Annotated in this window: 22 protein-coding genes; 9 read left to right on the top strand and 13 right to left on the bottom strand. The window is 46.4% G+C overall.

Going from position 1 to position 20,124, the window contains the following annotated elements:
- Positions 1-99: 99 nt before the first annotated feature.
- Both creD and AC1RJL_RS07625 read left to right on the top strand, forming a co-directional pair.
- On the top strand, positions 100-1,461 hold the full coding sequence (gene creD / locus AC1RJL_RS07630; RefSeq protein ID WP_492912547.1) for a cell envelope integrity protein CreD: 1,362 nt from the start codon (positions 100-102) through the stop codon (positions 1,459-1,461).
- Positions 1,462-1,468: 7 nt separating this feature from the next.
- Positions 1,469-1,678 (top strand): hypothetical protein, encoded by a 210-nt coding sequence (locus AC1RJL_RS07625; RefSeq protein ID WP_492912545.1) that lies wholly within the window; start codon positions 1,469-1,471, stop codon positions 1,676-1,678.
- 134 nt (positions 1,679-1,812) lie between these two features.
- Here the strand turns inward: AC1RJL_RS07625 and mgrA are convergent, their stop codons facing one another.
- Both mgrA and AC1RJL_RS07615 read right to left on the bottom strand, forming a co-directional pair.
- A complete protein-coding gene (gene mgrA / locus AC1RJL_RS07620; RefSeq protein WP_492912543.1) occupies positions 1,813-2,826 on the bottom strand; it encodes an L-glyceraldehyde 3-phosphate reductase in 1,014 nt (337 codons plus the stop codon).
- Positions 2,827-2,941: 115 nt separating this feature from the next.
- Positions 2,942-3,346 (bottom strand): MAPEG family protein, encoded by a 405-nt coding sequence (locus tag AC1RJL_RS07615; RefSeq protein ID WP_492912541.1) that lies wholly within the window; start codon positions 3,344-3,346, stop codon positions 2,942-2,944.
- A 186-nt stretch (positions 3,347-3,532) separates the two neighbouring features.
- On the opposite strand from AC1RJL_RS07615, the gene fabV reads away from it, so the two are divergent.
- A complete protein-coding gene (gene fabV / locus AC1RJL_RS07610) occupies positions 3,533-4,708 on the top strand; it encodes an enoyl-ACP reductase FabV (protein WP_492912539.1) in 1,176 nt (391 codons plus the stop codon).
- Between the two features lie 71 nt (positions 4,709-4,779).
- Positions 4,780-5,310: a 5' nucleotidase, NT5C type gene (locus AC1RJL_RS07605; protein WP_492912537.1), complete on the top strand. Its 531-nt coding sequence runs from the start codon at positions 4,780-4,782 to the stop codon at positions 5,308-5,310.
- A 41-nt stretch (positions 5,311-5,351) separates the two neighbouring features.
- On the opposite strand, the gene lepB is transcribed toward AC1RJL_RS07605, so the two are convergent.
- A complete protein-coding gene (lepB, locus tag AC1RJL_RS07600) occupies positions 5,352-6,011 on the bottom strand; it encodes a signal peptidase I (protein ID WP_492912535.1) in 660 nt (219 codons plus the stop codon).
- 132 nt (positions 6,012-6,143) lie between these two features.
- Here lepB and yihG point away from each other — a divergent pair, with 132 nt between their 5' ends.
- From yihG to lpxL, 4 genes are all read left to right on the top strand, one after another.
- Positions 6,144-7,037: a 1-acylglycerol-3-phosphate O-acyltransferase, YihG family gene (gene yihG / locus AC1RJL_RS07595; protein ID WP_492912533.1), complete on the top strand. Its 894-nt coding sequence runs from the start codon at positions 6,144-6,146 to the stop codon at positions 7,035-7,037.
- Between the two features lie 108 nt (positions 7,038-7,145).
- Positions 7,146-7,370 (top strand): DUF2789 domain-containing protein, encoded by a 225-nt coding sequence (locus tag AC1RJL_RS07590; protein ID WP_492912531.1) that lies wholly within the window; start codon positions 7,146-7,148, stop codon positions 7,368-7,370.
- Positions 7,371-7,483: 113 nt separating this feature from the next.
- Positions 7,484-8,257, top strand: coding sequence for a DUF481 domain-containing protein (locus tag AC1RJL_RS07585; protein ID WP_492912529.1), 774 nt, complete (start codon positions 7,484-7,486; stop codon positions 8,255-8,257).
- A 97-nt stretch (positions 8,258-8,354) separates the two neighbouring features.
- A complete protein-coding gene (gene lpxL, locus AC1RJL_RS07580) occupies positions 8,355-9,275 on the top strand; it encodes an LpxL/LpxP family Kdo(2)-lipid IV(A) lauroyl/palmitoleoyl acyltransferase (RefSeq protein WP_492912527.1) in 921 nt (306 codons plus the stop codon).
- 1 nt (position 9,276) lies between these two features.
- Here the strand turns inward: lpxL and AC1RJL_RS07575 are convergent, their stop codons facing one another.
- The 7 genes from AC1RJL_RS07575 to AC1RJL_RS07545 all read right to left on the bottom strand — a co-directional run bounded on the left by AC1RJL_RS07575 (position 9,277) and on the right by AC1RJL_RS07545 (position 14,780).
- Positions 9,277-10,467, bottom strand: coding sequence for a CvpA family protein (locus AC1RJL_RS07575; RefSeq protein ID WP_492912525.1), 1,191 nt, complete (start codon positions 10,465-10,467; stop codon positions 9,277-9,279).
- A 39-nt stretch (positions 10,468-10,506) separates the two neighbouring features.
- Positions 10,507-11,820, bottom strand: a complete 1,314-nt coding sequence (locus tag AC1RJL_RS07570) for a type II toxin-antitoxin system HipA family toxin (RefSeq protein ID WP_492912523.1) — start codon at positions 11,818-11,820, stop codon at positions 10,507-10,509.
- Positions 11,820-12,176 (bottom strand): helix-turn-helix transcriptional regulator, encoded by a 357-nt coding sequence (locus AC1RJL_RS07565; RefSeq protein WP_492912521.1) that lies wholly within the window; start codon positions 12,174-12,176, stop codon positions 11,820-11,822. The genes AC1RJL_RS07570 and AC1RJL_RS07565 overlap by 1 nt, the downstream gene beginning before the upstream one ends.
- Before the next feature lie 133 nt (positions 12,177-12,309).
- On the bottom strand, positions 12,310-12,924 hold the full coding sequence (locus AC1RJL_RS07560; protein WP_492912519.1) for a DUF2238 domain-containing protein: 615 nt from the start codon (positions 12,922-12,924) through the stop codon (positions 12,310-12,312).
- A 15-nt stretch (positions 12,925-12,939) separates the two neighbouring features.
- On the bottom strand, positions 12,940-13,410 hold the full coding sequence (ybaK, locus tag AC1RJL_RS07555) for a Cys-tRNA(Pro) deacylase (RefSeq protein WP_492912517.1): 471 nt from the start codon (positions 13,408-13,410) through the stop codon (positions 12,940-12,942).
- 182 nt (positions 13,411-13,592) lie between these two features.
- Complete coding sequence (locus AC1RJL_RS07550; RefSeq protein ID WP_492912515.1) at positions 13,593-13,946, bottom strand: hypothetical protein; 354 nt, start codon at positions 13,944-13,946, stop codon at positions 13,593-13,595.
- A 318-nt stretch (positions 13,947-14,264) separates the two neighbouring features.
- The gene (locus tag AC1RJL_RS07545) at positions 14,265-14,780 is read right to left on the bottom strand and encodes a DUF6942 family protein (RefSeq protein WP_492912513.1); all 516 of its coding nucleotides are present in this window, start codon (positions 14,778-14,780) and stop codon (positions 14,265-14,267) included.
- A 333-nt stretch (positions 14,781-15,113) separates the two neighbouring features.
- Here AC1RJL_RS07545 and AC1RJL_RS07540 point away from each other — a divergent pair, with 333 nt between their 5' ends.
- On the top strand, positions 15,114-15,542 hold the full coding sequence (locus AC1RJL_RS07540; RefSeq protein ID WP_492912511.1) for a VOC family protein: 429 nt from the start codon (positions 15,114-15,116) through the stop codon (positions 15,540-15,542).
- Here the strand turns inward: AC1RJL_RS07540 and AC1RJL_RS07535 are convergent.
- The 3 genes from AC1RJL_RS07535 to metH all read right to left on the bottom strand — a co-directional run bounded on the left by AC1RJL_RS07535 (position 15,539) and on the right by metH (position 20,124).
- Complete coding sequence (locus tag AC1RJL_RS07535; RefSeq protein ID WP_492912509.1) at positions 15,539-15,850, bottom strand: helix-turn-helix domain-containing protein; 312 nt, start codon at positions 15,848-15,850, stop codon at positions 15,539-15,541. The genes AC1RJL_RS07540 and AC1RJL_RS07535 overlap by 4 nt on opposite strands.
- The gene (locus tag AC1RJL_RS07530; RefSeq protein ID WP_492912507.1) at positions 15,847-16,191 is read right to left on the bottom strand and encodes a type II toxin-antitoxin system RelE/ParE family toxin; all 345 of its coding nucleotides are present in this window, start codon (positions 16,189-16,191) and stop codon (positions 15,847-15,849) included. Before AC1RJL_RS07530 ends, AC1RJL_RS07535 begins: the two co-directional genes overlap by 4 nt.
- 189 nt (positions 16,192-16,380) lie before the next feature.
- Positions 16,381-20,124: a methionine synthase gene (gene metH, locus AC1RJL_RS07525; RefSeq protein WP_492912505.1), complete on the bottom strand. Its 3,744-nt coding sequence runs from the start codon at positions 20,122-20,124 to the stop codon at positions 16,381-16,383.

Genomic DNA, 20,124 nt, shown 5'->3' with positions numbered 1-20,124 from the left:
CATCCTGCTGCAAAACTCCACACAAGCCTCACATTTCCCACATAAATACTCCACTATTGGCGTACATCATGTCTCCTATCGAAACCCAAGGAGAACACTATGAAGTACCCCCTGTTATTTAAATTCCTCGCCATTGGCCTGTTGATGCTTTTGCTGTTAATCCCGGTAGGTATGATTGGCAACTCGATTGATGAGCGTCGCGCCTACAGCGAGCAAGTGATACGCGATATCGCCAGTAGTTCTGCCCATAGCCAAACCCTTACTGGGCCGGTATTAGTTATTCCCTACAGCAAAATTGAGCGCATCTGGACAGTCGATGCTGAAAAGGGCCGGGTGGTTGAGGAGCGGACGGTGACGGGCAAGCTGCATTTTTTGCCTGACCTGTTTCGTGTGAATAGTGACGTCACCACTGAACTGCGCAAGCTGGGAATCTACGCTGCGCGTCTCTATCACGCAAATACCGGTGTGGACGGGCATTTTGTAATACCGGTAAATTACGGTATCAAAAATAATTTCGCCGATTACACTTTCCAGAAGCCTTATGTATCAGTGGGCATTAGCGATATTCGCGGCATTAAAAATTCGTTGCGGTTGCAATTGAATAACCAATCCTACGAATTTGAACCCGGTTCGGAACTTAAAGTTCTCGGCGATGGTGTTCATGCCGGATTTCCGTTAGATGTATTACAAGTTGTTAATGATCAACCGCAAAAGCTCAGTTTTTCTTTCACGTTATTGTTAGATGGAACCGAGCAGTTGCATTTCTCACCCATCGGAAAAGAAACGCACGTAGAACTGCGCTCTGATTGGCCGCATCCACGTTTTATCGGACACTTTTTGCCGGTGGAGCGCAGCGTAACAGAAAACGGTTTTTCTGCGCGTTGGCAAACATCCTATTTTTCCACCAATTTTTCTGAATATTTCTACACCTGTGTACGCACTACCGTATGCGACCAATTCCAGCAGCGCCAGTTTGGCGTAAGCCTCATTGATCCTGTTAACCAATATGTAAAAAGTGATCGCGCAATTAAGTATGCACTGTTGTTTATCGCCTTAACCTTTGCCAGTTTCTTTTTGTTTGAAGTGCTTAAGCGCATACAAGTACACCCGGTGCAATATGGTTTGGTGGGTATGGCGCTGGCCTTCTTCTATCTCCTTTTGCTATCACTTGCCGAACATGTTGGTTTCGCATTGGCTTATACAATTTCATCGCTTGCGTGTGTGTTATTGATCGGCTTCTACGTTTCCCATGTGTTGCAAAGTATTGGGCGCGGAATCGGATTTGCCGCAGGTTTAAGTTTCTTGTATGTCTTGCTGTATGGCTTGTTAAGCGCAGAAGACTACGCATTATTAATGGGCTCGCTACTGCTGTTTGTGTTGCTGGGTGTGTTTATGATGCTGACCCGAAAAGTGGACTGGTATGCACTGGGTAATGGCAAGGTGGCATTTGTAAAGGAGTGACACTTCCATGAATTTCATCATTTCGGTGCTCCTTATTGTAGTGCCATGCGTGGCAGGAGCTTGGACGGTTTATTGGCTCTGGCAGCAGAAGATGGTAGGGAAATGTTGTTTATTATGTTTGTTTTGGCTGGGAACGGTAGAGGCACACTCGATTATTTATCCGCAAAAACAATTAAAGGAAAATTATGCGCGGTTGATTGTTGGATTAGCACCTTGATTGTTAAAACGTAGGTTGGGCTAGAGAGGCAAGCAGCGCGAGCCTCGTAGCCCAACAGCAGTATTGCCGCGCCCCGAAATGTTGGGTTACGAAGCTCGTTGCATTCGCTTCTAACCCAACCTACGCAACGCAATTTATTTCAAAATGGTTTCGATTTGCGTTAATTCATCGCCGCTGAAATTTAAATTATTCAAAGCTGCAACTGAGTCATCAATTTGCGCCGGACGGCTGGCGCCAATCAGGCAGGTGGTGACAGCTTCGTTATTCAATGTCCAGGCAATTGCCATTTGCGCAAGTGACTGGCCGCGAGATTCTGCAATTTTGTTCAACGCTTGTACTTTCTGGATTTTTTCCGGAGTAATGTCTTTGTCACCCAGATAAATTTGTTCAGCACGCGCCGCACGTGAACCTTCCGGAATGCCATTGAGGTATTTATTGGTCAATACACCCTGTGCAAGCGGCGAGAACACAATCGAACCAACACCTTCTTCTTTCAATACATCGGTCAAACCATTTTCAATCCAACGGTCGAACAGGTTATAGCGCGGCTGATGGATCAACAACGGTGTACCTAATTCACGCAGGATACGCACAGCTTCTTTAGTTTGCGCTGGTTGATAATTGGAAATTCCCACGTAGAGTGCACGGCCGGAGCGCACGATAAAATCCAGCGCTTGCATGGTTTCTTCAATCGGTGTTTCCGGGTCCATGCAGTGGTGATAAAAAATATCGAAATATTCCAGGCTGGTACGCTTCAAGCTTTGGTCGCAACTGCTCACCAGATATTTACGTGAACCGCCAATACCATAAGGACCTGGCCACATATCGTAACCGGCTTTGCTGGAGATAATTAATTCATCGCGGTAAGGAAGGAAATCCTGCTTGAAAATAGTGCCGAAAGTGGATTCCGCCGAACCAAAATTGGGGCCGTAGTTATTGGCTAAATCGAAATGGGTAATACCCAGATCAAATGCGCGGCGCAACATAGCGCGGGCATTGGATTGGGAATCTACCGCACCGAAGTTTTGCCACAAACCCAGGGACAAGCGCGGTAAACGCAAACCACTTTTGCCGCAGCGTTGGAATTTCATGGTTTTGTAACGATCGGGGTTTGCAACGTAAAGCGGGTTGGGTTCGTGGGTTATCATTTTTTGTCCTGAATACAGTCGTTGGAGGCGAGCGAAATGAAAGGCCAGCATTTTACCTGAAAAGGCTGGCGTGCAAATTATGGTGAATGTAAAGAAAGGTAGCTGCTATTCAGGCTCAGCGCGATGCATAGCTGGCGATCAGCAGTACCCAAAGTATCAGCACACAAATATTGCCTAACACGTAAGCGTATAGACGAAAGATCACATTATTGCTGGTGAGATGGATCAGGCTGTGGATGATACGGGCAACGACAAAAACCCATGCGACCACAACTATTATTGGTGTTTGTATGCCGAGTGCGATAGCCGTCGCGCCAGCAACATAGAACAACATCGGTACTTCAAACAAATTAGCGTAGTTGTTTGCCGCTTGAATGATCTTATCGGGTATTTCACCCGTGTTCAGGCGAAACTGGCTTAGTCGAACCTCACCTGCCTTGACTGCCTTATAGCGCAAACGAAACAGGTTAATGGCCACCAAAAAAGTGAGGATTACCATGGCAAACATAGGGTAGAGCATAGGTTATTCCTTAATCAGATTGTTATTCGATAGGTTTACTATAGCCCAACCGCCCGTGGGATTCCTTGTTGTTAGCGGCTGTCTAGTGGGACATTCGCTGATTCAGGCACTATAATAGCGGCCATTTCAGGGGCACCGGGAAGATGTGCTGCCCACATCCATTCATAAACCACACAAGGTAGATTCATGATTATCAAGCCAAAAGTTCGCGGTTTTATTTGTACTAACGCTCACCCGCAAGGCTGTGCAGCTAACGTCCAGGAACAAATCGCCTATACCAAAGCCAAAGGACCTGTGGCCAATGCTCCCAAGAAAGTATTGGTGTTGGGCAGTTCTACCGGGTTTGGTTTGGCTTCACGCATCACCGCTGCATTTGGCGGCGGCGCAGATACCTTGGGTGTCTGTTTTGAAAAAGAACCAAGCGAAACTAAAACCGGTACCGCGGGTTATTACAATACATCTGCCTTTCACGATGCCGCCAAGGCTGCCGGTTTATATGCGCACACCATTAACGGCGATGCTTTTTCTGATGGTCTGAAAGAGCAAGTCATTACCGAGTTGAAAAACAGCATTGGCAAAGTGGATCTGGTGATTTACAGCCTGGCCTCACCGCGCCGCACTGATCCAAAAACCGACGACGTTTACAATTCGGTATTGAAGCCAATCGGTAAAGAGTACACCTCTAAAAACCTGAATACCGACACCTTGAAAATATCCGATGTCACTATCGAGCCTGCATCTGATGAAGAGATTGCCAACACCGTTAAAGTAATGGGCGGTGAAGATTGGGAGCTGTGGATCGATGCACTTAAAGGTGCTGATTTGCTCGCCGATAATTTCCAAACCGTGGCCTACACCTATCTTGGTGACAAACTGACCTGGCCAATCTACGGCAAAGCAACCATCGGTAAAGCAAAAGAAGATTTGGATCGCGCCGCTAAAACCCTGAGCAGCAAGCACGGTGGTAATGCGCATGTTGCTGTACTTAAAGCGGTTGTTACCCAGGCGAGCTCTGCAATTCCGGTAATGCCTTTGTATTTGGCGATTTTGTTTAAAGTAATGAAAGAGCAGGGCACACACGAAGGTTGTATCGAGCAAATCCAGCGTCTGTTTAAAGAGTGTTTGTACTCGCCAACTCCACGTTTGGACGACGCTAATCGCTATCGCGTTGATGAGTTGGAACTGCATCCTTCAGTGCAAAGCAAAGTAGAGGCGATTTGGGATCAAGTGACTGAAGAAAACTTGTTTGAATTAACTGATTTCGCCGGCTACAAAACAGAATTCCTGCGCTTGTTTGGATTCGGTTTGGACGGCGTCGATTACGATGCGGAAACTACACCGCTGGTGAAAACGAACTTCTAGGATCGCCAAAAAATCCCTCGCTTCGGCGGGGGATTTTTCTTTCCACAGTTATATTTTTTTTGGGAGCATTAATGCGCAAACGTATTGCGATTGATATGGATGAGACTATTTGCGATACCCTGTCTCGCCATCTGGATTGGTACAATGCCGAGTTTCAACAAGATCTCACCACAGCGGATTTATACGCGACTAAAATCTACGACAAGGTTCCTGCAGAGCACCTGGCCCGCGTGCGTTCCTATCCGGATATGCCCGGCTTTTTTGCCGACCTTTTGCCTTGGGGAAATGCGATTGATGTTATTCGTGAGCTACATGAGAAATACGAAATTGTGATCGCGACTGCAGCGATGGAGCATCCCGGTTCTTTCACGGCTAAATATGAATGGCTAGTACAGCACCTGCCATTTTTATCGCCGATGAATTTTATTTTCTGCGGTAAGAAAAATATCGTGCAGGCAGATTATTTAATTGATGATAGCTCGCGTCACTTCAATGGTTTTGTGGGGCAGGGGATTTTATATTCAGCACCGCACAATATGGGTGAAAGCGCAGAGGTGCGGGTGAATGATTGGCAACAGGTGCACGACTATTTTTTGCGCTAATCGCGCGCCTGTTAATGGATCTGTTTAGTTACTCGGTTGACCTATTCCAACCCATGAAAAAATCGCTCAGCGCGCGGTGAAAAATAATTCTCATAATCGAGTGACATCACTACGCTTTGCGAACGACCTACAAATTCATGGCGCGGCACAAAACCAATTACGCGCGAATCGGCACTGTGATCGCGATTATCTCCCAGCATCAAGTACTGATCGGCAGGCACAGTAACCTGACCGAAGGTGCTGAAACTCTGTGCCGCCGGATTGGCAGGAACATTAGTATTGATGCGCACAATATGGGCTTTACCCGGTAAATGTTCGAGCCAATCACCTTCTGCCGCTGCGGTGTAGCCAATCGCTTCACCGTTGATATAGAGGCGATTGTCGCGCATGGCCACTGTGTCGCCAGGGACGCCAATCACGCGTTTAACCAAGCGTTTATCGGCGGCTTTGGAATCAAAAACGGCTATGTCGCCACGCGCCGGATCAGCGATTTTGTAGAGCGAAATATGGGTAAAAGGGATGCGCAGGTCATAGGCCATTTTATTCAGGCCGATACGATCGCCTTCAATCAGTGTTGGTTTCATTGAGCCGGACGGGACATCATTCCAATCGGCAATAGCACTGCGAAAGCAAAACATCAAGGCTAAAAATAACAGTAACGACCGATTGTCTCGCCAAAGGGATTGCAGTGAGTTTTTCATCGAAGCTAGTCCTTCAAAATGTTCATGTGGTTGATCAATGGTCAGGGATAGACAAAAATATACCAAGCTCTATTGACCGATAGTTTCTCGCCGGGTTCGCACCCGGTTTACTTTTTTATAAGAAGCTGTGTTATGTCCGTGTTCCGTCATTTGGTCGGTGTTCTCACCACCTTACTGTTTGTTGTACTCACTAGTGCTGTAATTGTGCCGATCATGGTGCTGGCTTTGCTGAAGATATCTATTCCTTTCGTCCGCTGGCAGGCGCTGTGCAATCGGTGGCTGGATAGAGTGGCGAGCTTGTGGATGGATGCCAATGCCGGCCATCAGGCATTGTTGCTGCCGACGCAAGTCGAGGTGGAGGGGCTTGATGATCTGAATCGGCAAGAGTGGTACATGATGGTGGCAAACCATCAATCCTGGGTGGATATTTTATTGCTGCTGCGCACCTTCAATCGCCGAATTCCCTATCTCAAATTCTTCTTAAAGCAATCTTTGATTTGGGTGCCGTTGTTGGGACTCGCGTGGTGGGCATTGGAATTCCCTTTTATGCGCCGCCATACCAAGGCGCAGATTGCACGCGACCCTTCGCTGCAGGGCAAGGATATTGCACAAACCCGCAAGGCTTGTGAAAAATTCCGCCATAATCCGGTAACGATCATCAATTTCCTCGAAGGCACACGTTTTACCTTGGAAAAATATACCCGGCAGAAGTCTACTTACCGCCATTTGCTTATGCCCAAGGCGGGCGGCCTTGCGTTTACGTTGGCGGCGATGAACGGGCAACTGCATCGTTTATTAGACGTTACAATTTATTATCCAGAGGGGATTCCCACCTATTGGGATTATGCCTGTGGGCGTGTAAAGCGTATTCAGGTACATGTTCGCCAATTGCCGATCCCGGCGGAGTTGATTGGTAATTATGCAGAAGATGCTGAATTCCGCACGCGCTTCCAGCAATGGGTCAACCGGCTTTGGCGCGATAAAGATGCATTGATAGAGACAATGAAAGCGGCGTCAAAAAATTAAGCTAGGAAAGTCGGCATGGTTGACGTTATCCTAGTTGCGGAACTTTTTCGCACCTTGCCTGTTGGCAGTGGCTAAAAAGTGAATCCGTACATCGACTAGGAGGGCCGCATGTTCTACACGCTGAATGATCTCTTTGCCAAATTAGGTCTACCCAACTCTCCCGCCGCGATAGATGCCTTTATTGAAAAGCATCGCCCGCTACCGCAAGCCGAACCTTTGGCCGGCGCATCTTTCTGGACTGTTGAACAGGCAACATTCCTGCGTGAGGCGCGTCAGAATCACTCTGATTGGGCCGAGGTTGTGGATGAGCTTAACTGCTTGTTACGCGACTAAATTTATCCTTCTTTTCCCCTGACGACCGGCCATTGTGCCGGTCGTTTTCATTTGGCAGTCGGTATTTCTATGGTATGGTTCGGTCTCCTAAATTGAAGTAACAGGACTTAACTATGCATAAATTGACACTTGTACTTGCGCTTACCTCTTCATCCCTGGTCTCTACTGCCTTTGCCCAGGATGCAAAAGAACCTTGGGATGTAGATGTAGATATAGGTGCAATTGCCACCTCAGGCAATACTGAAACCACCAGTCTGCAATTCAAAATAGACGCTAAACAAAATCTGGAAAGATGGGAAAACCAATACATTTTCAACTCTCTTTTTAAAGAGGATGAAGTTTCCCAGGATGATGGCACCAGCAGCAAAAAGAAAACCGCAGAAAAATATTTTGGCTCGGCCAAATTTGCTTATTTAATAGGCGTTGAAAAATCCTATCTGTTTGGTTTTGGTTCTTACACCGACGATAAATTCGGCGCTTACCGCACTTATACCACTGTCGCGTTAGGTTACGGTGATTGGCTTTACTCCAGTTCAACGCTCAACTGGTTTGTGGAAGCGGGTCCTGGTTATTTTGAAGGCGAAAAAGTAATCGAAGGTGCAGATGAAACCACCCCCGATACTATCAGCAACGAGAGTGGCGCTATTTTGCGTGCGGCTACTGCACTTGAATGGAAAATCACCAGCAATGCTACGTTTAAACAATCCATCAGTGTGGAATCAGGCTCGGATAACACCCGTACGGTAAGCGAAACCTCGCTCTCGGCATCGATCAGTGAAAAGATGAAAATGAAAGTGGGATTTGCGGTTGCAAATGATACCGATGTTGCACCCGGTAAAGAAAAAACCGACACCACTACGTTTGTCAATTTGGTTTATAGCTTTTAAGTGATAGCTACTGGGCGCCTGGTGATTGTTTTATCGTTAGGCGCTTTGCCAATGAGCGTTTATAATTTGGTTTTTGTTGATAATCAGTTGATTGCTTATGGCCGCTGCTCCTGAGTTTTCCCGAGCTTTGCTTGCCCCACGCCATTGGCCGACCTGGTTCGGTTTTGGTGTGTGGTTTTTAATTGCCCAATTGCCTTATTCCTGGCAAATGTCCATGGCGCGTGCATTGACGCCTTTATTGAATTTAAATAAAAAGCGCGTGACTATGGCGCGAATCAATTTGCAGCTTTGTTTTCCGCAGAAATCTGCAGCGGAGCTTGAGTTGCTGCTGAAAAAAAATCTTGAGTCGACCACTATCGCCGCATTTGAAACTGGCATTGGTTTTTTCTGGGCCAAGTCCCGGCTGCGTAAATTATTCTCCATCACGGGTGTTGAATATGTAGCGCAGGCTAAAGCGGAAGGACAGGGAGCGATGCTGCTCAGTTTGCATTTCACCACACTGGATATTGGCAGTGCCATGCTGGGTATTTATGTGAATTACGATGGCATGTATACCCCGCACAAAAATCCGGTATTTGATTATGTGCAAAAAGTGCGTCGTGAAGCCTATGCTCCCGGTGGTATCGCATTTAGTCGCGATAACGTTCGCGCAATGGTTTCGCAATTGCGCAAGGGACGAATGATTTGGTATGCACCTGATCGTGATATGGGTGAAAAAATATCGGTGTTTGTGCCTTTCTTCGGTGTACCTGCCGCTACTGTTACAGCGACAGCGCAATTCGCTCGTATGGGGCGTGCTAAAATTATTCCTTTCTCACAGTATCGCCTTGAAAACGACAAGGGCTATCAAGTGGTTATACATCCACCATTTGAAAATTATCCAACCGGCGATGAACTTGCTGATGCGCGCCGGATAAACGAATATTTTGAGCAAGAAATTTTGAAAGTGCCTGAGCAGTATTTGTGGGCACAACCGCGTTTTAAAACTCGTCCGAATGGGGAGCCTTCCGTCTATTAGATTATTTATTGGTTGCGGGTTTGTCTGAGTAATGGACTTGCCCGTCTTCATCTGTCCAGCGATAAATTGCAGTTGCTGGTTTTGAATCCTCCCCGCCAGAATTTGTATTAACCGGACTACTTGTATCCTGTAAGTTGTAATTCTGCGTGCCGGTTACGGGGAGCATTTCGCCGGTGAAAATAATTTCTGTCAGCTGATTTAATTTCGGGTTCATCATCAACTGTAATTTGTTCGGTGAATTGAGTTGCTGCTGAAACTCTGGGTCGCTAATAATCGCGATAACACGCGGATCATTTTTAATGATTTGTGCGCGGTTCCACGCTTGCACTATCTTTTCTGCCGCTGCTTGTGAGCCCGCTTCACTATTAACATTTGACTGTGACAGCAAGGCTTGTACGCTGGGATTATTCATTAAGGTTTGGAACCTGGGCTCGCGCATCAGTGCATCGGTATCTCCGCTAGCAAGAATGGATTGAATTTGTTGATCCGCCATCAACCCTGTCATTTGGCCATCGTTTTTTACCCGCTGCACATGCGTAAGCATGGTTTGCGGATCTTCCACAAATGCCTTGGTAATTTGCGTAGCGGTTTTATTTTCAAGTGCCAGATCCACCGCGGTAGCGGCAGCAGTACCCACGAGTTTTTTTGCGCTGGCCTCAATAAATGAATCATTGTATTTATCCAGATCCCGCACATGCGGAACCCCTGCTGCAGGTGCGCGCACGTTATCTGTACTATTTGGATTGGTGTTATCAACCTGCGTTGCGTTGGCAATTTCTTGCCCTTGTTGCAGTGTCGGGGTTTTAGGTGTTAGAACTAAACCTATCGCGTAGACAACTAATAAACCTATCAATGCTCCTATTAACACACCTGCGCCAGCTCCGCCAATTTTGGAGCCGACCCGGACTGCTTCGGTTTCAGGAATAAGTGTTGCCAGAAGATTGAGTAACAGGCTTACCAATAAACTCACCAGCAAAAAAATAGCACAGCCGGCAATGAAGTAAACAATTAATCCGTCGAGCGCTGTATGTTGCAGCAATAATTTTGCAACAGGTTTGGTAAATACAATTGCAGCAGGGTAAGCGACAATCCACCCGAGCACGCGGGTAATGGAGCCGATAAATCCTTTTTGGTATCCGCGCCAGGTAAAAAACGCGAGGAGAACGAAAAACACTATGGTAGTAATGTGCATTTGTATTCTATCCGGTAAATTTTTGGCGATTTTTTGCGACTATAGTTGCAAGCGTAAATTCTGTTGGATCTCTCGGGCGAAGCCTGCGGGCACTTCCGCAATATGTGCATACTTTTCCCATTGACTCACCACATCCTGTATTTGCTGGATTATATTTTTTGCCTCTTTGGTAAAGTTACTGAGCAGTTTTGCTGTATCGAGTAAATCGGCGTGGGTAAAATTGTCGCGCTTTCCGTTCATACTTAATTGATGGGCGTTAACCCAGGGCGATCCCGGTTTGTAGCTGTAGGCTACATCAAACGCCGGCGCAAGCTGCCATTGCGCGCGTGGGCCGGGCAAGAGAAAGCCAAAATTTTTGCTGTGGTCATCGTGATTACGCGCAATGATGTTGAATACCATGCGACGATAAATTTCAATTGCTTCTGCGCGTGTTAAGCGTAGTTGCCGTGCGACGGAAAAAAGCTGCTCGTAGCTGTAATAACCCGGCATATTAAAATCGGCATGATCCATAGCGCAGAGCGACTGGTAATGCAATTTGTGGTTGCCAATGCGATCAAATCGCTTGGTCAGGAAATGCGCGCGCTCACCGTCAAATAATAATTCGCAGGGTGTCATCGTGATACCTGCATCTTTTGCCATTAAGTAGTAGGCGTATTCCATCCGTCCAAACCCTTGCGGGTCGCCGAAGGTTTCGCGATTATTTCCCTGCTCGACTATGCCATCAAACTTTAATAAGTAATGTTCAAATCCTTCCGGTGCGACTACCTGACCTGAGCGAATTTCGGTGCGATCCTGATTGATCGCAACCAATGCTTTTGCGCGCGCACCGCCCGCAGATGTACCTACTTGTAAAATCGCACTGAGGTCATCATTGCCAGCATTGTGTAATTGGCTGCTGACACCGGCGCGTTGATCCAACACCTGCTGCGCCATACTGATGAGTGAATCCAATTCCAATCGATTGTTTACATTTTGTGTCTGGCGCAACGCGGGCGCATATTCCAGTGCCCCCATTCCGCGTTTGCCGCTGTAAAGCAATCGCTCAAGCGGATTAAAACTCTGCGGGTCACGCCCATTGCGCGCCAGCCATGCATTAATTACCGCATTGCCGAAGTCATCAGGCAGGGTATCAGCAAAACAGGCGGGCAGGCCTTTGTACGTGTCGCGGTTAAGTTGGGGGAATTGAAAAATACGTGTGCTATTAGGATTGCCGGGCATATGGAGCGGGGCGATTTGCACTCCGGTTTTTATCCATTCAGGTGTGTACTCAAAGGTTGCGGTTGCTGTGTCTGGTGCCCAAGCGAGCGCGCCGACCAATTTATCCCATAGCCAGACTTCTGCGAGGTTCTGCATTACCAATCCAGCCCCGGTTCTTGTACACCGCCTGCTGCGTTTGCAGTGGCGGTTTTATAAAGTGTAGTCCGCGCCCGTTGACGTTGTTTGCCGCGTAGTTTCAGCTGCTCGAGCGGGCTGGGTGGTGCAGTTGGCAGGAAGTTATCTAACTGTTCCAGCGCATTTAACGCACGCAAGGCAGCGATCATATTTTCCAGTTTGCCGCCACCTGCCACCAGTTGGCGATAGCTTTTGGTAGTGATACCGATTTCGTCGGCTAGCATCTGCTGGGTCAGGTTACGCTCCAACCGCAAATGCTCCAGCCGATTCCCAAGTTCAGCTGCGATAGCCGTATTGGTCATGGATTCATAATTCATAAAAGATATTTATTTACCTTAAAAAGGTTAATTTAATATATTATAGGTAATTTTATACCTATTGCTACTATTTTAATTTTTAAGGTAATTTATTACCTATAATGTCCTATTTTTTACTTTAATGGGTATTTTTTTATCTTTTATTATTGATTTGCGTTGAGTGCCGTTGAGATAAGAAAATCAAAGCCGATATTGCCCCGATGAGAGCAAAAAACATGTCTGATTGGGTATCCCAAGGATCTCCCTGTGTACCCAGGAACTCATCGGCGCCTTGCCCGAGCATAAGGGCGGCGGCCCACTCAATGAGTTCATAGGCGGCACTGATTGCTAAAACAATGCACAGGACAATAAAAGCCAGCATCTTTGCGCCGTTGATTATGTTATGACGAATGAGTATTTCACGCGCGACCAATGCCGGTACAAAGCCCTGGAAAAAATGACCGAGCTTGTCATAAGGGTTACGCGATAACTCAAACCAATCCTGTACCGCAAACCCTATAGGCACGCGTGCATAGGTATAGGCACCACCCAATATCAAGACCAGTCCGTGTAAAAAAATACACCAGTAAAGGAGGGGGGTAAGTGGGAATTTTTTATGCGTCGCCCAGAGTACAGGCACGGCAATAAGCACGGGTATCACTTCCATTAACCAAGTGACGCGGTCGTAAGGTTGCCAACCGGATGCTACCAAACCGATAAATGTGGCAAGCAGCATAAATACTAATAGCAGAGGGCTTGTTTTGTTCATTGTATATTCCGTTGGTTATTCCTGCGTGATATCAACAAAGCTGCCGCACGCCAGATTTTTTAAACTGTCGGGTGTGAGTTCTATTTCCAAGCCACGGCGGCCCGCGCTCACATAAATGGTGATCTGTTGTTGAGCTGAAATATCGATAAAGGTGCGCAGTGATTTTTTTTGTCCGAGGGGGCTAACACCGCCGAGTACATAACCGCTAATGCGTTCTACATCTTGCTTGTCCGCCATGGCTGCTTTTTTGGCTCCAGCAGCTTTGGCAATATTTTTCATACTGAGCATTGCCGAAACAGGAATCACACCAACGGCAAACTCTTTTGTGTCCAGCATAACGACCAGTGTTTTGAAAACCCGTGCGGCGTCTACGCCCAATTTTTCCGACGCTTCCAATCCATAGGATACTACCGCTGGGTCATGAGCATACTCATGTACACGAAAACTGGCTTTAGCTTTTTCAAGAGCTTTAATGGCAGGTGTCATGGTAGTTCTGCTCTTACACTGGAATATTGAGTTGGTTTAGTGGATTGGGTGTTAAATGGAAAAAGCCGTAAGTATAAATTCATAGAAGGTGTTTCAGTAAGTTGGTAGAAAATCCTTCTCTTTTTATTGTTTGTGTCTTTGTCAGTTGCAGATTCATTGTGTTTAACCAAGAATCGGTTTTGTCAGGTGGGGCGATCCGGTTTTTTTAACAGCAATTCATAATCCGACCAGGACGAAAATCCATTAAAGAGATAAAAGGATTCTTTTGCATCGGCGGGATTGTAATAAATGAAATACTCCCTGCTATTGATGATGTCATCGCGCAATGATACAGCAGCTGTATTGGATTGGGTGGTAAGTGAGTTATAAGGTGATTGTGTGCAAGAATACCATTGTCCACTTACTTCGAATGTGAGTTTGATGGCGAGTTTAAATGTCTGGGATTGCCCATCGACAGCTACTGTTTGTACTTCCGCTGAGTCCAAGGTTGCTGGCGCAGTTGACCAGGACTTTATCCCGGTGGCGCAATACTGCATTACCTTCTCTTCCCTTGAGATTGCACGGCGAAAATGGTTTCTGATTTTTATTACTCGATAAATGATAAAAGCGGCAATAAAAAATAAAAATAAGCCAATGTAAATATTCATTTTCGGATATCAATTTCCTGATTTAACGTGAGGAAGTAGGTTGCTGGCTAGTATAAATTAATATTTCATTGCGTATTTGTTAATGTGGGCCGGAGTTAGTGTTTTTACAGTTCAAAATCACTACTGCAGCGATGCTGCTAACCTGCTTTTGCGCAACCAGTGTACCATCAAATGATAAAAATAATGATGGGTGGGCTTAGACACCTATTATTTCGGCAATGCGCTCATAAGCTCAATCAGTCGGGCAATCCGCTCGTTGGATAACTGGCGATAGTCGGGATAGGGGGCAACAATCAGGCGGAGTTCTGGATTAATCGCAAAATGTGAATCTAACCAGGTAAGTGGAGGCAAATTCAAATGAACTGCGTAGGTTTTTCCTGCAATGATATGAATAGCAACTTTATCTACATTGAACTGTGGTGGGCTGAACAATAATGCTTCCTGTGAATGCTGCTGAAATAATTCGAAGTCGCGATATGCTTGCCAGGTAGCCGGTAAATCCTTGCGGTTCTGTAATTGATACCAATCAAATAACAGCTTGGCATACACATTAAATACTTTACGCCAGTGATTGCTGGTGTGCTTAACGATATGTTCCAGCTCGCCCATCGCAAGACCGCGACCTTCTGTCATCATCGGGTAATCATCAATCGGTGGGCGATTGGCGATATAAAAATTGATGTTACTTTTGGAGGAGCCCAAGCCGATTAAATTATTGTGCATTTTATTGGAACAGATCGTTCTCTCGTGATGGGAAGGTCCGGTCATTCTAGTTAACATTACGAAGGCATGCTAGCTAATGTTTCTATCATCAATTCCCTGGGTAATGTTTTTATGATAATGGCAAAGTAATGACAACAATATCATTCATATTCCCGGTACCAGCATGGCTTTAATGTCATTTAAATTTTTATTGAAAATAAATATAAATGTATTTTTTAAGATAGTTTTTTTAAATCAGCTAGCTAGAGTTTGCAAATGTATTGGGAACATATGTAAAAGTGTGCAATCCTAAAATACTGGCATCACAATTTTTTGTTAAAAAAGGAGTTAAAAATGGAAACGCAAGAATTACATCGCGGCAGATTAATTGACCATATCCAGTTAGTGGTCAATGATCTATCCGCCGCACGAAAATTTTATGTGGCTGTTTTTGAAACATTGAATATTCCACTAGGTGGGCAAGGCGACAATTTCTTTTGGGCTGATGAATTATTTATATCAACTCCCGATAGCGATGCTGCCCAAGGCATTCTAACCGGCCGCCATCATTTGGCGTTTCAAGCACTGAACGAAGCTATGGTAGATGCGTTCTACAAAGCAGCGTTGGAAAATGGCGGGAAAGACAATGGCAAACCGGGTGAGCGCTCATACCATCCGGGTTATTACGCTGCTTTCGTATTGGATCCCGACGGAAACAATATTGAAGCCGTTTACCACGGTATGGCAAAGCGTAGTGCGCCTTCTGTAAAAGTTACGTTTTAAACACTTGCCAAGCGCGATAATGTGTCTGGGTATTTCTCTACCATTTTAATTAAAACCGCAGCTTGCGCATTGGGTTTGGCTCGGCCTTGTTCCCAGTTTTCCAGTGTTCGCTTATTAATGCGCAAGTATTGTGCAAAGACCGCTTGGGAAACATTTAATTTTTGGCGTAACTCAACTAGTTCGCCTTTTTTTAATTCTGGCGCAATAATTTTTTCTGCAGCGTGTTTCTTGAGTGTGATTTTGCCTTCGCGTTCATCCCGTAAAGCTTGCAGTCCTTCATTTAATTCATCAAATAGATTGCGTTTCATTGTACACCTCTTGCCTTTAATTCATTCTTTAACATTTGCGAAAGTAAGTTGCGTTGGTTATTCGACAAGTCTGCCATTTCATCTTTGTTATACAGGGTAAATAACCAAAACTGTGAACCTCCGTCCCACCAGTAATAAATAATCCTCGTTCCACCTCGCTTGCCTTTGTTTCTGCGTGCATCAGAGAAACGGATTTTGCGTAACCCTCCTGTGCCCACGATTACATCACCAGCAAGTGGGGATGCCATAAGTTCCTGCTGGAGTACGCTAAAGGCTTCATCGTCCAGATATTCCCTTCTGTTCCGCTCAAAAGGTGGTAACTCTACAAAAGTCGCTTTCATTATTTCCCTATACGTTAGTTGCGGACGAATTAACTATACGCTCATAGCGTATGGTCTGGCAAGGCTGCCGAACAGGTTGGTAGGTTAAGAATTCTTAATAAGTAGCCAGTATGAAGTGAAACGTAATGTGGGGAAGTGGAGAAGGAAAAATTCCCGTAATCTGTTTAACTCCTTACTGGCTATACCAAACTATTCGCTTACTCCTGGCTCATACGCTAATACCGGACTCATCCATCTTTCAATCTCCTGCACACTAACCCCCTTACGCTGCGCTAAACTCTCAACCTGGTCTTTCTCAATTTTTCCGGTGTTGAAATACTCCGCTTGTGGATGCGCAAAGTACCATCCGGAAACCGCCGCAGTCGGCAGCATCGCGAAATGTTCGGTGAGTGTAATGCCGGTATTTTTCTCGCCATCCAATAGCGCAAACAATTGCGTTTTTTCGGTGTGATCCGGACACGCGGGGTAACCGGGTGCAGGGCGGATGCCTTTGTATTGTTCTTTTATTAAGTCTTCGTTCGATAGATTTTCATCGCGGTCGTAACCCCAGAATTCTTTGCGTACGCGTTGATGCATGTGTTCGGCGAAGGCTTCGGCTAATCGGTCGGCGAGGGCTTTTACCATGATGCTGTTGTAGTCATCGCCAGCGTCTTGATATTGTTTGGCGAGTTCTTCAGCTCCGATACCGGTAGTGACTGCAAAGCCGCCGATGTAATCCTGTTTGCCGGTTTCTTTCGGTGCAACAAAATCCGCAAGCGAGTAATGCGGTTTAGTTTCCATGCCTTGTTTTAAATGCTGTTGGCGAATGTGGTGCAAGGTATTGATTTGCTCTCCACTCTCATTGTAGACAGCAATGTCATCGTGATTAACGGTGTTCGCTGGCCAGAAGCCGATTACACCGTTGGCGCGAATTAATTTTTCATCGATCAATTTGCGCAGCATTTCTTGTGCATCGGAAAATAAATTGCGCGCGGCTTCGCCAACAATGTCGTCATCGAGAATGCGTGGATATTTTCCGGCCAGATCCCAGCTGATAAAAAACGGAGTCCAATCGATAAAATCAATCAGTGTATTTAAATCGTAGTTTTCAAATACTTTGACGCCGGTAAATGCCGGTACTGGTGGCGTATAATTATCCCAATCCAGCTTTAAACCTTTGGCGATAGCTTCGGGATAGGTGCGTACGGTGCCGCGCGGTTTGCGGTTTGCATTGCGCTCGCGTACTTCAATGTATTCTTGCTTGAGGTCATCCACGAATTTGGGGCGGAGTTCATCGGACAATAATGTGCTTGCAACACCCACAGCGCGTGAGGCATCGGCAACGTAAACGACTTGATTAAGTTTAAATATCGGATCTATTTTTACTGCGGTGTGTGCTTTGGATGTTGTGGCACCGCCAATCATCAACGGTTTATTAATGCCACGACGTTCCATTTCGCGGGCGACAAATACCATTTCATCCAGAGATGGAGTGATCAAACCCGAGAGGCCGATAATATCGCAGTTTTGTTCAATGGCGGTATCGATAATTTTATCGCAGGGAACCATCACCCCCAGATCAACGACGGCAAAGTTATTACACTGCAGTACTACGCCGACAATATTTTTACCGATGTCATGCACATCGCCCTTAACGGTCGCCATTAAAATTCGGCCGTTGGGTTTTGATGCTTCGGTTTTTTCCGCTTCAATGTACGGCTGCAAATAGGCTACCGATTGTTTCATCACGCGCGCAGATTTCACCACTTGCGGCAAAAACATTTTACCGGCGCCGAATAAATCACCTACCACATTCATACCATCCATGAGCGGGCCTTCGATCACATCGAGTGGGCGTGGATAATGTTGGCGGGCTTCCTCGGTATCGGCTTCGATGTGTGTCGAGATACCTTTTACCAACGAGTGCTCAATGCGTTTTGCAATCGGCAGTGAGCGCCATTCGGCGTCTTCTTTTACTTCACCAGTAGAGCCATCGCCGCGATATTTTTCAGCAATATCGAGCAATGCTTCTGTACCGCCGCTGTGGCGATTGAGAATAACGTCTTCAACTTTGTCTTTTAATTCTTGCGGTAAATCGTCGTACACTGCCAATTGGCTGGCGTTGACGATGCCCATATTCATACCGGCTTTAATTGCGTAGTACAAAAATACCGAGTGGATTGCTTCGCGCACCGGGTTATTGCCGCGGAATGAAAACGAAACGTTTGATACTCCGCCACTGATACCGGCGTGGGGCAGGTTTTCGCGAATCCAACGCGTTGCTTCAATAAAATCCACGGCGTAATTATTGTGCTCTTCAATACCGGTTGCGACCGCAAAGATATTCGGATCGAAAATAATATCTTCCGGCGGAAAGTCGAGTTTATCCACCAGCGTGCGATAAGAGCGCTCACAAATTTCTTTTTTGCGCGCTTGGGTGTCCGCTTGGCCAGTTTCATCAAATGCCATTACCACTACCGCTGCACCGTAGCGCATACACAATTTGGCTTTGGTAAGGAATTCTTCTTCGCCTTCTTTTAAGCTGATGGAGTTAACAATAGGCTTGCCTTGAATACATTTTAAACCGGCTTCGATAACATCCCATTTTGAAGAATCCACCATAATGGGCACGCGCGAAATATCCGGTTCACCGGCGATCAGATTTAAAAAACGTACCATGGCTTTTTCGGCATCAAGCATGCCTTCATCCATGTTGATGTCGATAATCTGCGCACCGTTTTCAACTTGCTCCAACGCAACTTCCAGCGCGGTGGAATAGTCCTCTTCCACAATTAATTTTTTAAAGCGCGCCGAACCAGTAACGTTACAGCGTTCGCCGACGTTTACGAATAAAGAATCTTTGGTGATGTTAAATGGCTCAAGGCCGGATAAACGGCACGCGGGTTCGATATCGGGGATTACGCGCGGTGGGTATTTTTCCATCGCATCGGCCAGGGCTTTGATGTGCGCCGGTGTGGTTCCGCAGCAGCCGCCGATAATATTTAAAAATCCGCTCGCTGCAAATTCTTCGACTATCGCTACCATTTCTTCAGCAGTTTGATCGTACTCACCAAATTCATTCGGTAAACCGGCGTTGGGGTGCGCGGACACAAAGCATCCTGCGACTCTTGATAGTTCTTGCACATACTGGCGCAACTCTTTTGCGCCGAGCGCGCAGTTCAATCCCATACTTAGCGGACGGGCGTGGGCGAGAGAGTTGTAAAACGCTTCGGTGGTTTGACCTGAGAGAGTGCGACCAGAAGCATCGGTAATGGTGCCGGAAATCATGATCGGCAATTCAAATCCGATGCTATCGAAGTATTGTTTTACCGCGAACACTGCCGCTTTTGCATTGAGTGTATCGAAAATGGTTTCGATCAAAATAATATCGGCGCCGCCTTTAACCAAACCATCCATTGATTCCAGATAATTTTCTACCAACTGATCAAAGGTGACATTACGCGCCCCCGGATCATTTACATCGGGCGAAATAGAACAGGTACGGCTGGTTGGGCCAAGTACCCCGGCCACAAAGCGTGGCTTGGACGGATCTTTTGCGGTCATCTCATCACACAAGTCGCGCGCCAATTTGGCCGAGGCAAAATTTAATTCGTGCGTAAGATCTTCCATGTCGTAATCGGCCATGGAAATGCGAGTCGAGTTAAAGGTGTTGGTTTCGAGAATGTCCGCGCCGGCTTCAAGATAAGCCCATTGGATTTCGCGAATAACATCCGGTTTGGTGATACTCAGCAGGTCGTTATTGCCTGCGATATCCATGTGATAATTGGCAAAACGTTCGCCGCGGTAATCCGCCTCCTGAAGCTTGTAGCTCTGGATCATGGTGCCCATACCGCCATCAAGGATGAGGATACGCTTTTTAATCGCATTATTGAGGGCGCCTATTCGCGTCTCTAAAGCAGGGGGGCGGGTTTGGAGTGCGGCTGGAATAGTCAT

Source organism: Cellvibrio sp. GW822-FHT04B05 (assembly GCF_058800985.1).
The sequence above is the reverse complement of the archived record's forward strand: the minus strand, read 5'-3'. Positions and strand labels throughout refer to the sequence as shown.